This window comes from Janthinobacterium sp. 75, assembly GCF_004365495.1.
GTDB lineage: Bacteria > Pseudomonadota > Gammaproteobacteria > Burkholderiales > Burkholderiaceae_D > Janthinobacterium.
Window position 1 is genome coordinate 3,879,663 of the sequence record NZ_SORD01000001.1, and the last position, 13,368, is coordinate 3,893,030.

The 13,368-nt window shown below is 64.6% G+C and carries 9 protein-coding genes; 3 read left to right on the plus strand and 6 right to left on the minus strand.

From position 1 onward, the window contains the following. Positions 1-8: 8 nt before the first annotated feature. Genes C8C89_RS17705 through C8C89_RS17715 form a run of 3 tightly spaced genes read right to left on the minus strand, consistent with a single transcriptional unit; the run spans position 9 to position 3,944 of the window. Positions 9-1,544: a TIGR03016 family PEP-CTERM system-associated outer membrane protein gene (locus C8C89_RS17705; RefSeq protein ID WP_133991427.1), complete on the minus strand. Its 1,536-nt coding sequence runs from the start codon at positions 1,542-1,544 to the stop codon at positions 9-11. Beyond that, positions 1,528-2,394 carry an XrtA-associated tyrosine autokinase gene (locus tag C8C89_RS17710; protein ID WP_133991429.1) on the minus strand — a complete coding sequence of 289 codons (867 nt, stop codon included), beginning with the start codon at positions 2,392-2,394 and terminating at the stop codon, positions 1,528-1,530. Before C8C89_RS17710 ends, C8C89_RS17705 begins: the two co-directional genes overlap by 17 nt. Before the next feature lie 20 nt (positions 2,395-2,414). After that, the gene (locus C8C89_RS17715) at positions 2,415-3,944 is read right to left on the minus strand and encodes an XrtA system polysaccharide chain length determinant (protein ID WP_133991431.1); all 1,530 of its coding nucleotides are present in this window, start codon (positions 3,942-3,944) and stop codon (positions 2,415-2,417) included. A 252-nt stretch (positions 3,945-4,196) separates the two neighbouring features. Here C8C89_RS17715 and C8C89_RS17720 point away from each other — a divergent pair, with 252 nt between their 5' ends. Together C8C89_RS17720 and C8C89_RS17725 are read left to right on the plus strand one after the other, a co-directional pair. Beyond that, entirely contained in the window at positions 4,197-4,820 is a 624-nt protein-coding gene (locus C8C89_RS17720; protein WP_101481307.1) for an XrtA/PEP-CTERM system exopolysaccharide export protein, read from the plus strand. A 199-nt stretch (positions 4,821-5,019) separates the two neighbouring features. Continuing rightward, the gene (locus tag C8C89_RS17725; protein WP_243858066.1) at positions 5,020-5,766 is read left to right on the plus strand and encodes a long-chain N-acyl amino acid synthase; all 747 of its coding nucleotides are present in this window, start codon (positions 5,020-5,022) and stop codon (positions 5,764-5,766) included. Here C8C89_RS17725 and C8C89_RS17730 read toward each other — a convergent pair. Genes C8C89_RS17730 through prsT form a run of 3 tightly spaced genes read right to left on the minus strand, consistent with a single transcriptional unit; the run spans position 5,735 to position 11,820 of the window. Beyond that, positions 5,735-6,556 (minus strand): serine protease, encoded by an 822-nt coding sequence (locus C8C89_RS17730; protein ID WP_133991433.1) that lies wholly within the window; start codon positions 6,554-6,556, stop codon positions 5,735-5,737. The two genes, C8C89_RS17725 and C8C89_RS17730, sit on opposite strands and share 32 nt — an antisense overlap. After that, positions 6,553-9,033 (minus strand): hypothetical protein, encoded by a 2,481-nt coding sequence (locus tag C8C89_RS17735; RefSeq protein ID WP_133991435.1) that lies wholly within the window; start codon positions 9,031-9,033, stop codon positions 6,553-6,555. Before C8C89_RS17735 ends, C8C89_RS17730 begins: the two co-directional genes overlap by 4 nt. A gap of 3 nt (positions 9,034-9,036) precedes the next feature. Beyond that, entirely contained in the window at positions 9,037-11,820 is a 2,784-nt protein-coding gene (gene prsT / locus C8C89_RS17740) for an XrtA/PEP-CTERM system TPR-repeat protein PrsT (protein WP_133991437.1), read from the minus strand. Between the two features lie 219 nt (positions 11,821-12,039). Between prsT and C8C89_RS17745 the strand changes: the two genes are divergently transcribed. Then, complete coding sequence (locus tag C8C89_RS17745) at positions 12,040-13,344, plus strand: nucleotide sugar dehydrogenase (RefSeq protein ID WP_101481302.1); 1,305 nt, start codon at positions 12,040-12,042, stop codon at positions 13,342-13,344. The last annotated feature ends 24 nt before the right edge of the window (positions 13,345-13,368 follow it).

Consider the following 13,368-nt stretch of genomic DNA (forward strand, 5'->3'; position numbering starts at 1 on the left):
CAGCCTCCTTAGAATTGCATGGTGAGCGTGGCGCTGACGCCGTTTTCGCGGTAGTCGCCGCCCCGGTTGCTGGTGTGCCGCACGTGCCGCACGTCGATGCTGGCCGTCATGTTCGGCTGCAGGATGCGCGTATAGCCCGCCGTCACGGTGATGTTGTTGTCGCGCCGCGGCACGCTCAGCGAGCGCACGCTGGCGTAACCGGCATCGACATTCACGCTGCTGCGCGAACTGGCTTGCCAGCTCCAGCCCAGATTGCCGCCGACCTGGCGCATGCGGTCTTCGCTGCCGAATGTCATGCCAGGCAGTAAGGCGCTGTCGATGCCGCTGGCCGTTTGCGCCGTGCGGTCGACGGCCGTGACGCCGACGACCATCGCGCTTTTCGCCGTGGCGCGCGCCATCGTCAGTTGCAGCTGTTTTTGCAGGAAATAGCGGTGACTGAAGTAATTGATGGCGCCCCGTTCCGGCCCCAGCTTGTTGGCGTAGCGCAGGAAGGCAGCGATGCGCAAGCGCCTGTCACGCGCATTGGGAAGGATTGCGCGCCATAATTGATCGAGCAACTGGCCCGCGTCGCGGTCGCTCAGGCGCGCAAACTGCGTGGGCAGGGTGGTAATTTTTTCGCTGTAGCTCAGTTGCCAGTTGGTATGGCGCTGCAGGAGCGTGGCATCGAGGCTGTAGGTGTTGCCAAAAAAGCGCTTGCCCGTGCTGAAGGCCAGGCTGGTGCGCGGCGACGGTGTCCACACGCCGCCCAGCGACCAGAAACGGCCTTCCGGCGCCTTGCCGGTGCTCGACATATAGCCTTCCTTTTCCGTGCCGCCGCTGGCCGTGGCCGCCCATTTTCTGCCGAACGGATAGCGCAGGCCCACGCTGCTGCGCTGCATGCGCACGGGCGCCAGCTTGCTGTCCTGCGTGCGGCGCACGTCGTGGCTGGCGTTCCAGGTCCAGCCCTGGCTGCGCGGCTCGCCGCCGAGCAGCAATTCCAGCTCGTCGCTGTGTACGGACAGCAGGTCGCCGCCGCTGTCGACCGAATTGCGCGTGTAGCGCAGTTCGGCTGTGGCCAGGCCACGGAAGCGGTGGCGCAGGTAGGGGCTGATGCCGGTGGTGCGCACCGTGCTGGCATTGTCCTTGTCCAGAAGATCGGCTATCAGTTGCTGGCCGAATGGCGAGATGTTGCGCCGACTCACGCTGGCGTTGGCATCGATGAAGAACCAGTCCTGCACCAGTTCGGCGTCGGCCGCAGCGCGCAAGTCGTGGTCTTCGCTATTGCCGCGCTGCCCCGAGAGGGATTTGTGCCAGCTGTAATCGAGGTCCACGCGCAGGCGAGGGCCCGTGCCGATGAGGGCGATGGCGGGTGCGATTTCCGTGATGTAATCCGATTGCGCCTTGCCGGGCGGCGCGCGCAGCGCATTGTCCGTATAACTGACACGCTGGCGCAGCGAGGGTTGCACCAGCCAGTCGACAGCCAGGGCCGGCACGGGCAGCAGCAGGGACAGCAAGGGCAGCAGCGGCATCGCCGGCGGCGTGCGGCGGCTAGTCGTAATAGCCATAGCCGTAGTAGTCGTTGCCGGGAAACGATTTGGTCTTGTTATAGATTAAATGGATGTGTTCGCACGATTCGATCTGGCGCAGCGCTTCCTTGACGGCGTGCTGGGTCGTCGTTTCCGCCTCGACCACCATCACCACCTGGCCCATCTGTCCCACGAGCGCGTGCGCTTCGCTGGTGATCAAGAGGGGCGGCGAATCGAAGACGACGACGCGGTCGGCGTAGAGGCTGGCGATCTCGGCCAGCAGCCGGCTCATGGCCCGGCTGGCCAGTAACTCCGTCGCATGCTTGTTGCTGCGCCCGGCAGGCAGGATGCTCAGGTTGGCCACGTTGGTTTTCAGGATCACGTCCGCCATGGCCAGCTGCGGGTCGAGCAGCACGTCCATCAGCCCCGGCTCGGGCGACAGGCCCAGCACTTTCAGCACGGACGGGCGCGCCACGTCGGCATCGACCAGCAGCACCGTGATATCCATTTCCATGGCGATGCTCATGGCCAGGTTGACGGCGCAATACGTTTTGCCTTCGCCTGGCATGGCGCTGGTGACGACGATCAGGTTGCCGTGGCGGATGGCCTCGGCGCCGCTGGCGCGCGCCTGGCGCAGCAGCGGGCGCTTGATGATGCGGAAGTCTTCGGCCACCGAACTGCGCCCGCCTTCCAGCGTGAGCATGCCTTGCTCCGCCAGCCTGGCCAGGTTCAGGGCGCGGTACTGGGGGTTGCTGGCCGCCGCCAGGGTGTCCGCGCTGTCGGCATCATCGGCGTCGTCCGCTGCGTACGGCATGGGGGTTTCCGCCACGCCCGGGATGAGGCCATCCTGTCTGCCGCTGTCCTTGCTGATGCACTCCTTGCTGGTCATCGTCGCTCCCGTGGCGTGGTCTAGAATTTGAGCAGGGCGGCCGTCATGACCCCGCTGTACAGCAAAAACAGGCTGCCCAGACAGGCGGTAAATCCATAGCGGGCGCGGCGACGGCGCACCTGCTGCAGCGGCGTCCAGTTCATCGATACCGTGCCCAGCACGTTCAAGCCCGTGGCATCGCGCAGTTCGGCGGGGCTGAGAAAGGTGGGGCGCACCTGGCTGATCAAGAGGGCCGTGGCGATGCCGGCCACCAGGGCTGCGCCCAGCGCCGCGCTGAACAGCAGCGGACGGTTCGGGCCGACGGGCGCATATTGCACCGTGGGCGGATCGATGATCTTGAAGGCCATCATCTCGGTGGTGGAACTGAGTTCGCCCGACAGCTTGGCCGCTTCGCGCCGGCCAATCAGCTTTTCATAGTTTTCCTTGTTGATGATGTAGTCGCGGTTCAGTTGCGCCAGTTGCGATTCCACCTCGGGCACGGCATTGCTTTGCGCCAGCAGGCGCTCATTGCGCGCCTTGTATTCCTGCACGCGGGCGCGGATGGCGGCCACCTTGGCGTCCGCGTCCGTCAGCGCCACCTTCAGCTGCTGCAGCATGGGACTGTAGTTCTTGCCCGGGTCGCCTGACGCCGCTTTCAGCTTGCTTTCCTCGACCTTGCGCTCTTCCAGCTGGGCAATGAGGCGCTTCGAGGCGATGATGTCGGGGTGCAACTCCGTAAATTGCATGCGCAGGCTGTCCAGATTCTTGTTGAGCGAGGCGATGCGCTCGTCGAGTTCCGGGTTCGTGATGGCCGACGCGTTCGGCTCCAGGTCGAGCACGGGCTCGTCGCCCTCGATCTGGCTCAGGATGGCCTTGCGCGATTGCTCCGCCTCGAGCAATTCCAGCTTCGCATTGTTCAGACTATCGGACGACATCTGCAACTGGCTGCCATAGTCGATGCCTTGGCGCGGCAGCAGCAGATTGTTGCGGATCTTGAATTCCTTCATCAGGTTTTCCGCCGCGCTCAGCTTGTCCTCGTAATTCTTGATCTGCTCGTCGATGAATTGCACGGCTTTCTGCGAATCGCCTTTTTTTCCCTGGAAACTGCCTTCGACAAAGATGGTCAGCAGGCTTTGCACCACGTCGCGCACCAGCTTCGGGTCGCGTCCGCTGTAGCTGATGGTGTAGATATCGTAGGCGTTGGTGCCGGTGATCTTGATGCGGCTCATCAGCTCATCGAGCCGGGCTTCATGTTCGCGCACGGTCTTCGAATCGAGATCGAGGTCGACCATGCGCATGACGCGCTCCACGTTCGGGCGGCTGAGCAGGGTGCGGCTCATGATGGCCACCTGCTGCTCCGTGTTCGGCACGCTGGTCATGCCGGCCAGCAGCGGCTTGAGGATGGTTTGCGTATCGACAAACACGCGCGCCGACGTCTGGAAGTCGTCGGGTAGCGTAATCACCCTGATGAAGCTGCCGATCGCCACCAGCCATGCCACCAGCACGGCATGCCAGCGGTATTTCCAGATGCCCTTCAGGCTGGAAAGCAGTTGCTGTATCAATTGCTCCATGTCGCTTCCTTCAGGTGACGGTGCTGCACGGTCGATGGCTGGGCGGCGCGGACAACGGCGTCTTGCAAGGAATGCTTGCCTGTTGAGTAAGCAAAGTATAGAGCGCCTGTCGGGCAAGATTTCCCAAGATGATTGCTTCTTGATACGCCTCAAGGTTCACTTGCCGGGTTTTAATAATCATAGGAAGTTCGCGGCCCAGGCTGGTTCTGCGGGAACTGCCATGGACGCGCCATCGACTCGAAGAGGCCCCGCATGAATCCGTTTCGCCGTGCATTTGTCTGCCACACGCTGGTCCTGGCCTGTAGCGCGAGCTTGCTGGGGGGCTGCCGCGCACGCTATCCGCTGGCGCCCGCCGACGACAGCGCCCCCATGCACGATTACCTGATCGGCCCGGGCGACTCCGTCAACATCGTTGTGTGGCGCAATCCGGAAGTGTCGCTAACGGTGGCCGTGCGGCCGGACGGCAAGATCACGACGCCGCTGGTCGAGGATTTGGCCGCCAGCGGCAAGACATCGACCCAGCTGGCGCGCGACATCGAGCACGCCTTGGGCAAGTTCATCCAGCAACCGGTGGTGACGGTCATTGTCACCAATTTCTCCGGCCCGTACGGCGAGCAGATCCGGGTCATCGGCGAGGCGGCCAAGCCGCAGGCGCTGCCGTACCGCCTGGGCATGTCGCTGATGGATGTGCTCATCGCCGTGGGCGGCATTACGGACTTTGCTGCTGGCAACAAGGCCAGCATCATCCGCACGACCGATGGCAGGCAGCAGCAGCTGGGTGTGCGCCTGGATGACCTGCTCAAGAGTGGCGATATTTCCGCCAACGTCATGATGCGGCCGGGTGACGTGCTGTTGATACCGGAGAGCTTCTTTTAGTAGCGAACTCAGCAATATTAAAACCGCAGTGACATTTGTCTTTTTGTACTCTTCAGTAAATTTCAGCGCGCAATGTTGCCATCCAAAGGCACCATCTTCTGTTTATTTGTCTGGAATTGGGAACTTTTCTCGACTTTTTCTTGTCTCAATGCATTGGCTTCAATCCGTCGCGATGGCGGCCGATGAACGTGAGGACAAGATGAGCGTGAAAGATGAACCCATTATTTCCTTCGACACGCCAGGCACCTTCAGTGACCTGGTGGTGGGCGAGGGACAGATCGACCCGGCCATGGAGCACGAGCTCGACCTGCAGCGCTTTCATATCCGCATGGCCAATTCGCGTGGCCGGCGCGAAGCGGCCAGTTTGCTGATCCGCAAGATGTACGGCTGGCGCGGCTATGCCGTCGATCCCGGCATCGCGCATGCCCTGAACAAAATCACCCTGTTTGCGGAAACGGCAGGCTCCACCGTCGGTACCATGACCTTGTGCCTGGACAATGAAGAGACGGGCTTGCCCGCCGATGAAAACTTCCGCGACAAGCTCGACTCGCTGCGCGCAGAGGGGCGGCGTCTTTGCGAACCATCGCGCCTGGCCATCGACAAGGGCGTGAGCAAGCGCGTGTTTGCGGCGTTGATTCATATTTCGTATATCTATGCCCACAATATTCACGGTTTTACGGATTATGTGATCGAAGTCAATCCACGGCATGTGGTGTTTTACAAGCGCATGCTCGGTTTCAAGGATTTTGGCGGCCAGCGAGAGTGCACGCGCGTAGGGGCGCCGGCCGTGCTGCTGCGTCTGGACCTCGACTACATGGGGGCCAGGATCCGCGAGTACGGCGGCATGATGGAGCAGCATGGGGGTGAACGATCGTTTTACCCCTATTTTTTCCCGACATGGGATGAACCTGGCATCACCGACCGGCTGAGGCAGGGACGCAACTGACGCATTTATCTTTCAGCAGGATCGTTTGCATGTGGCTGCCCGGAATCGCGTAGGTGATACCGCTGGGCGTGCTGATGGCCGCTTCTTTCAAACCTTTGACATACACCATGTTGACGATGCCGTAGACGAGACCAGTCTCGGGGTCGAACAGGGGGCTGCCGCTGCTGCCCGGATACGCCGTCGCGTCCAGCTGGAACACGATGTACGGTGCTTTTTTCAGTTGCGCCAGGCGCCGTGGGTCAAGGCGCTGCGCATTGTCGCTGGGCGTGACCACCGGCGTCAGCGACGACACGGTGGCGCGGTGCGTGACGTGATATAAGCCCAGCAAGGTAGCCAGAGGAAATCCCGTAAAGGCCATGGCCTGGCCTTCGCGCACCGTGGCCGCGTCGCCCAGCGCCAAGGCAGGCAGCGGCGCGCCAGCCAAGCGCAGCAGGGCCAGGTCGTGTTCCGTGTCCAGCACCTGGACTTTGGCGGGGCGAAATTGCGTCGCCTCGCCCTGGCCCGTGAGTATGCCGATGACTTCGTCCGGATTGGCGTCTAGCAGCTTCTGGATCACATGGGCGCAAGTGAGCACGCTCAAGCCGTCGCCCGCCACGAAGCCCGTGCCAATGAAATGCATGGGCGGCGTGCGCGTCTTTTGCCAGCTGCCCACGCCGACGATGGACGGTTTCACGCGCGCAATGACTTGCGCCAGCGCATCGTCGGCGCGGCAGGGTGCGCTTGCCAGGGCCAGGGCCAAGGCAAGGCAGGACATCAGGGCGGAGGAGAGCGTCTGCGGCAGGGCTTTCATGGCGGCGTACTTTCAGCAGGAGGAGATGGCGGGGGCTGCAGCAGCGCGCATAGCAGCATCAGATAGCACAACAGGGCAATGCGTGGCACGTCAAGCAGGCTGTCGAACAGGCCGACGACGAGAAAACCCAGCAGGGCGGCGGCGCAGGCCAGCGCGCCCTGGTCGCCTCCCGCCGCCTGGCGCAGCAGGCGCAGGCCGGCCAGGGCCAGCAGGCCCAGCATGGACAGTGCGCCGCACCAGCCCGTTTCCACCAGCAGTTGCAGCGCCAGGCTCTTGATATGCCACGGCAAGTGGTGGTGGTCGCTACTGAAAAACCAGTAATTATTGGCCTGCGTAAAACGTCCGTTGGCGATCAATTCCTCGCCGCCCGGTGCGTGCAGGCTCAGATTATCGAGCTCGATCACGGATGAGGCGGCCGTCCCGCTGGCCGCCAGTTCCAGTTGCACGGGCGGGCGCAGCAGCCAGGCGCCCGCACCCAGCCATGCGCTGTCGAACGCTACTTCATAGTGCTGCCACGTGCCGGCCGGCTCGCCTGGCTGCGGGAGGCGCAGGCGCAGGGGGATAGGCACGCAATTTTGTGCGTACAGCAATTGTCTTTGGCACAGGCGCACCAGCAGCACGGGCATGGTGCCGCTTCTACGCGCGTCGAGCGCAAGGGTGTAGCGCGTGGCCGGCTGCACCGGCAGGCGTTGCAGCAGCCGCAGCAGTTCGCCGTAGCCGGCGCTGTAGCCGGGACTGGCCAGGCGCACATAGGTGTTGCCGGCATTGCCAGGCTGGCCCACTTCTTCGGCATAGGCGATGCTGGCCGGCACCTCGCGCTGGGGATTGTGCCAGTAGTACGTGGCGGGAAAGCTGCCCATGCCGATGCCGAACAGCTGATCGCCCCAGTCGGATGGCTGCATGGCCAGCACTTGCCGCCAATGGCGCAAGCGGCCTTGCATGTCGAAGGCGGTGGTAGCGAAACGTTCTGTGGCGTAATAGCTGGCCGAGACGGGTATGGCCAGCAGCAACACGATACCGGCCGCGCCCGCCATGCTCAGGCTTGCGCGGTCCAGTCGCCACAACGGAGGGCGCAAGCGTCCATTGCACAGCATCAGCATGGCCAGCAGCACGACCAGCCCGGCTGGCATCAGGGCGGGAGCACCGGCCCAGTGCCAGCCTATCCAGACGAGATTGCACGCCAGCATGGTCCACGCCATCATTGCCAGGCCCAGCCTGGCTGGGCTTTTGCTGGCAGCACCGCCCGGCCACAGCGCGCCCGCCAGCAGCATGGCGGACAGCAGGAACAGGAAATACGGGCCTTTCAGCCAGCCGGCAGCCTGTTGGCCGGCAGGTTCCGGCCACCAGCCGGCCAGCAGCCCCTGCAGGCACAGCGCGCACAGCACGGTGGCTGGCGCCAAGCGCCACGGCAAGGACCGCGCCGCCAGCACGAAGCTGGCTGCGAGCATGACCACAGCGGCGAGCAAGCCCCGGTAGCCGGCCAGACTGAACATGGTCACGAGCAGTACAGTGCCCAAGCCGGCCAGCAGCAGCCTCAGCAACATGCCCCCCGCTGGCAGCGGGCCGGCCGGGCGCCGCGCCGCGCCGGGGGGCGTCCGCAAGACGTGCCACAAGGCCAGCAGTACGGCCGCCGCCACGGCCGCGTACAGGCCCCGTGAAAAAGTGGCGCATGCCGCGTGCAGGGCCAGTGCCAGCAGCAGCATGGCCAGCGCCGCTGGCCAGCGGCTGCGCGCGCGTGCCAGCCACAGTCCCGCAAATGGCAGGCTCAGGGCCAGATAGCCGTCCAGCGCGGCGCCGCCCGTGTGCATGGCGGAAAACGGCGCCGTGATGCGGTAGTCGCTGGACAGGTTCATCACACCGGGAAACACGGCCCGTTCCCACAGCGCGAACAGCGACACCATGGCCAGCCCGGCCAACATGCCCGGCAGCGCATAGCGGCGCAGGGCGGCTGCGTTGCCGTCGCGCAGCAGCAGCGGCAGCAGCAGCATGCTCCAGGCCCAGGCCTTGCCCAGTCGCAAGCTGTTGTAGGGGTTCAAGTAATTATCCCAGGCATACACGGCTGGGGGTGGCAGCGGCAGGACGCCGCGCAACAGCGCCGCCAGCCAGGCCAGGCTGCACAGCAGCAGACAGGCGCGGGAGGCGGGCGAAAGCTGCGCCGCTGCAGGCCGGGCCCGCCCGCCCAGGCGCCAATAGCCGCAGGCCACCGTCAGCAACAGCAGCACATCGATTTCTTCGAAGAAGAACCAGCCCGTCCACGGCGCCAGGTCCAGCACGGGCAGCAAGGCCGGCAGGCAGAACAGCCAGCAGGCGGGACGCCAGCACAGCAGCAGGAAATAGGTGGGCAACAGGGTGGCAAAGAGCAGGGCGGGCCAGCCGTGGTCCAGCGGATAATGGCGCAGGGCCAGCATGCAGGCCGCGCCCGCCAGCAAGGCCAGCAGCCGCGCTGCCAGGCCGGGCAGGGCTGCATGCGCCAGCATGGCCTAGAGCTGGGTCAGCAAGGCTTGCGCCTCGGCCCGCTGCGGGAAATCCTTGCTGGCGGCAAGCAGCTGTTCCAGTTGCTTGCGCGCCCCCGGCTTGTCGCCCGATTTCGCCAGCGCCGCCCCCAGGTGGTACTGGATGTCGAGCAACTCCGGCGCCAGGCCGGCCGCCTTGCGCAGCAGGGTGGTCGCGCGCTTGATGTCGCCCTGTTCCAGCACGATCCAGCCCAGGGTGTCGAGTACGATGGGGTTGTCCGGCACCATCTTGAGCGCCTGCTCGGCCGTCGCCTGCGCGCGCGGATCTCTTTGCTGCTGATACGCCCACGCCAGGTCGTTCAGCGCCGCCACATTGGCCGTGTCCTTGGCAACGATGTGCTGGAGCTGTTCGATGGCCGCGCCGTATTGCTTTGCGGCCAGCTTGGCGCCGGCCAGATAGGTGCGCACACCCAGGTCATCTGGCTTGTCCTTCAGCCAGGCCGCCATGCGTGCATCCGCCTCGCGCACCTGGCCCGCGGCCAGCAAGGCACGGTGCAGCTGCACTTGCATGGGGCCGATCTTGCTGAGCTGGAGGGCGTGTTGGTACAGCTTGACGGCTTCCTGCGGCCGTTTCTGCTCCATCAGCACATCGCCTTCGAGCTTGTAGCCGGCCGCGAGCTTCGGCTGCTGCTCCTGCACGTGGCGCGCCACGGCCAGCGCATCGTGCTGGCGGTTCAGGCCCAGCAGCAGCGTCACTTCGACCACGCGCGCTTCGAGCAGCGTGGAATCGAGCACCTGCGCCCGCTTGACGGCTTGCAGCGCATTGTGGCGGTCGCCCAGCGCCAGGTGCAGGCTGGCGATGCGCATCTGCAGCGGTGCCGACGTCGTCTGTATGCTGGCCAGCTTGCTGTAGCTGTCGAGCGCAGCCTGCGTCTGGCCGGCGCCGTATTCGACCTGCGCCCGCAGGGCCAGCGCATCGGCGTCGCCCGGGTGGCCAGCCTGCAGGGTGCGTGCCAGTTCCAGCGCCTTCTCGGGCGAGCCCCTCTGCAGGTAAAAGTTACTCAGCAGCAGAGCCGGCGCGACGGCGTCTGGATTGTCGCGGTGGGCCCGTTCCAGCCAGCGCCGCGCCTCGTCCGTCTTGCCCTGCGAGGCGGCCAGCTTGGCCAACGCCGCGCACAGGTCGGCATTTTTTGGCGCTTTTGCCAGCGCCCGCTCGAAGCGCTGTTTCGCCTGTTCCGGCTTTTTTCCGGCCAGGTCGATCTGCGCCAGGTTGTTCAGGGCGGGAAGATAGACAGGGTCCATCGCCAGGGCCTGGTCGAAGCTGGCGCGCGCGGCGGGCAAGTCGCGCAAGGCCAGGTAGACGCCGCCTTTCAGGTTCAGCAACAGCGGATTCGTGCCTTTCTGCTGCTGTTCCAGCATCTTGACGGTGGCCAGGGCCTTGTCGTTCTGCTTGTTGCGTAGCAAGGTCAGCACCAGCATGGTGCCCACCTGCGGCGTGCTCTTGTCGAGCATGCTGGCGCGTTCCAGCTCGTCGATGGCACGGCTGTTCTCTCCCATGCCCAGGCTGCTGATGCCCAGCGCCGCATGCAGCCTGGCCGTGTCCGGCGCCAGGGTATTGGCCCTTTCGAAGTACGCCGAGGCCTTGTCGTAGCGGCGGGCGCGCAAATGCGCCTCGCCCACCAGCGACAGCAGTTCCACGTCGTCGGGAAAGGCGGACAGCACGGGTAGCAGCATGTCGAGGGCGGCGTCCGTCTTGCCGCGCATCAGTTCGATTGACGCCATCATCTTGAGCGCGTACACATGTCTGGGATAGGCAGCCAGGAAGCGCTGCAGATAGTTTTCCGCCAGTTGCAGCGAGCCCAGCTTCAGTTGCACGGCGCCGGCCAGCAGGACGGACGGCATGTGCTCGGGTGCCGCCTTGAGCACCAGTTGCAAGGATTGCAGGGCCGCTTTGTTCTTGCCCTGGCGGAAATCGAGTAGCGCCTGCGCCTGCAGCAAGGCCAGACTGTTGGGCGCCGTCTTGCGCGCCGTGGCTAGCTGGGCCGCCGCTTCCAGGTAGCGGTTTTCCAGGAGGTCGAGGTTGGCCAGGTCGATATGCGCCTGGGTATTGTCCGGCTTGAGCTTGAGGATCTGCATGTAGGCGCGGCGCGCCGCGCCATTCTTGCCCTGCAGGCGCAGCAGGTCGCCCTGCAGGCGCAAGGCGTCGAGGTTGGCGGGCGCGCCTTTCAAGGCTTGCGCCAGTAGCAGCTCGGCCGCCGCGACCAGCTGCTCCAGTGCCGCCAGTCGCGCCAGGCCCAGCAGGGCCTCGACCTGGCCAGGATGGGTTTCGAGCAGGCGCGCAAACACGCCGCGCGCCTCGTCCTGACGGCCCAGGGCCAGCAAGGCATCACCGCGCAGGGCCAGCACGCTGGCGGGCTGCGCCGCATCGTCGGCGATCTCGGCCAGTACCTTGTCGAACTGGCCCAGCATGAGCCAGGCCTTGCCCAGCAATGGCATCACTTGCTGCGCCGCTAAGCCCAGCGACTTTGCCCTGCGCAATTCTTTCTCGGCCGACAGCGCTTCGCCCGTGTCGAGATAGATGCTGCCCAGCAGCAAGCGGGCCGCTGCATTGTCCGGTTCCTTTTGCAGCAGGTTCTTCAACTGGATGATCGCGGCGCGCGCCTCGCCCTTCTGGCGGTACTGCTGCGCGTCAGCCAGCAGGGATGCGCTGCTCTGCGTGCCGTGGCACCCCGTCAGCACGGGCAGCAGCAGGGTGCAGCACAGCGCAGCGGCCGGCAAGGCGGAAAAAGGACGGGGCAGGGAGCGGGCCATGGAAGTCTCCGGTAGCGGCGTGCATGAAGGATGGGCATGGCCTAGCTTAAAAAGATGGCCGAAGCTCTCCTTGATTGCGCTCAACAAGCGGCCGATTGGCCGCGCGCCTGCCTGCCCATGCTCCGTGTTCCTTGTTCCCGCTCAAGAATTACCGGGCCGGCGACCGTAGAATTTCCCGGACGGCGTTGCTCAGGCCGCAACCATTGGGAGCACATGCATATGGATAGCAAGGAAGGTGGCAAGGCGGACGTGGTGGCGGTGGTAGGGCTCGGTTATGTCGGCTTGCAGCTGGCCGTGGCCTTTGGCATGCGCCAGCGCACCATCGGCTTTGACTTGTCGGCACGCAAGGTAGAAAGTTACCGCAACCATGTCGATCCCACGGGCGAAGTGAGTACGGAACAGTTGCGCGCGGCGCAGTGGCTGAGCGTGGGCTGCGATCCGGCCGAGCTGCAACTGGCCGATTTTCTTGTCGTGGCCGTGCCCACACCCGTTGACAGCGCGCACAATCCCGATTTCTCCGCCCTGGCCGGCGCCAGCGCGGCCGTCGGCCGCCACATGCGGCGCGGCGCCATCGTCATTTACGAGTCCACCGTGTATCCGGGCGCCACCGAGGAAATCTGCATCCCCATACTGGAGCGGCATTCTGGCCTGCGCTGGAAGGAAGATTTTCATGTGGGCTTTTCGCCGGAGCGCATCAACCCTGGCGACAAGGCGCATACCCTGCACAGCATCCGCAAGGTGGTCTCGGGGGACGACGACGCCACGCTGGACAAGGTGGCCGCCCTGTACGAAGGCGTGGTCGCGGCGGGCGTGCACCGGGCGTCGAGCATCCGCGTGGCGGAAGCGGCCAAGGTCATCGAAAACACGCAGCGCGACCTGAACATCGCGCTGATGAACGAGCTGGCCATCATCTTCGACCGCATCGGCATCGACACCCTGGAAGTACTGCAGGCGGCGGGCACGAAATGGAATTTTCTGCCATTCCGCCCGGGGCTGGTGGGCGGCCACTGCATCGGCGTCGACCCCTATTATTTGACGCACAAGGCTGAAATGCTGGGCTACCACCCGCATGTGATACTGGCCGGGCGCCGCATCAACGACGGCATGGCCAAGTTCGTGGCGGAAAAAACCATCAAGGAAATGGTGCGCGCCGGTTTTAAACTCAAGGGCGCGCACGTGAATGTGCTGGGCTTGACCTTCAAGGAAAATTGCCCGGACTTGCGCAACTCGAAAGTGGTCGACATGATCCACGAACTGCAATCGTATGGCGTGCAGGTGCATGTGCACGACCCCGTCGCCGATGGCCACGAAGCGCTGGAAGAATACGGTTTGGCGCTGGAAAGCTGGGAGCAGCTGCCGCGTGCCGAGGCCATTATCAGCGCCGTCTCGCACCAGGCCTTGCTGGCCCGCCCGCTGGCCGATTTCCAGGCCAAGGTGCTGGAAAACGGCTGCTTCATCGACATCAAATCGCATTTCGACCCCCGTCCGCTGGAGGATGGGGGCTTGCATGTGTGGCGGCTGTGATGGCGGCCGATGCCTTCGATCAAG

Excerpts from the sequence above, each read along its gene's own strand:
- C8C89_RS17705 (WP_133991427.1), bottom strand. The coding sequence starts at position 1,544 with ATGGCTATTACGACTAGCCGCCGCACGCCGCCGGCGATGCCGCTGCTG.
- C8C89_RS17710 (WP_133991429.1), bottom strand. The coding sequence starts at position 2,394 with ATGACCAGCAAGGAGTGCATCAGCAAGGACAGCGGCAGACAGGATGGC.
- C8C89_RS17715 (WP_133991431.1), bottom strand. The coding sequence starts at position 3,944 with ATGGAGCAATTGATACAGCAACTGCTTTCCAGCCTGAAGGGCATCTGG.
- C8C89_RS17720 (WP_101481307.1), top strand. The coding sequence starts at position 4,197 with ATGAATCCGTTTCGCCGTGCATTTGTCTGCCACACGCTGGTCCTGGCC.
- C8C89_RS17725 (WP_243858066.1), top strand. The coding sequence starts at position 5,020 with ATGAGCGTGAAAGATGAACCCATTATTTCCTTCGACACGCCAGGCACC.
- C8C89_RS17730 (WP_133991433.1), bottom strand. The coding sequence starts at position 6,556 with ATGAAAGCCCTGCCGCAGACGCTCTCCTCCGCCCTGATGTCCTGCCTT.
- C8C89_RS17735 (WP_133991435.1), bottom strand. The coding sequence starts at position 9,033 with ATGCTGGCGCATGCAGCCCTGCCCGGCCTGGCAGCGCGGCTGCTGGCC.
- prsT (WP_133991437.1), bottom strand. The coding sequence starts at position 11,820 with ATGGCCCGCTCCCTGCCCCGTCCTTTTTCCGCCTTGCCGGCCGCTGCG.
- C8C89_RS17745 (WP_101481302.1), top strand. The coding sequence starts at position 12,040 with ATGGATAGCAAGGAAGGTGGCAAGGCGGACGTGGTGGCGGTGGTAGGG.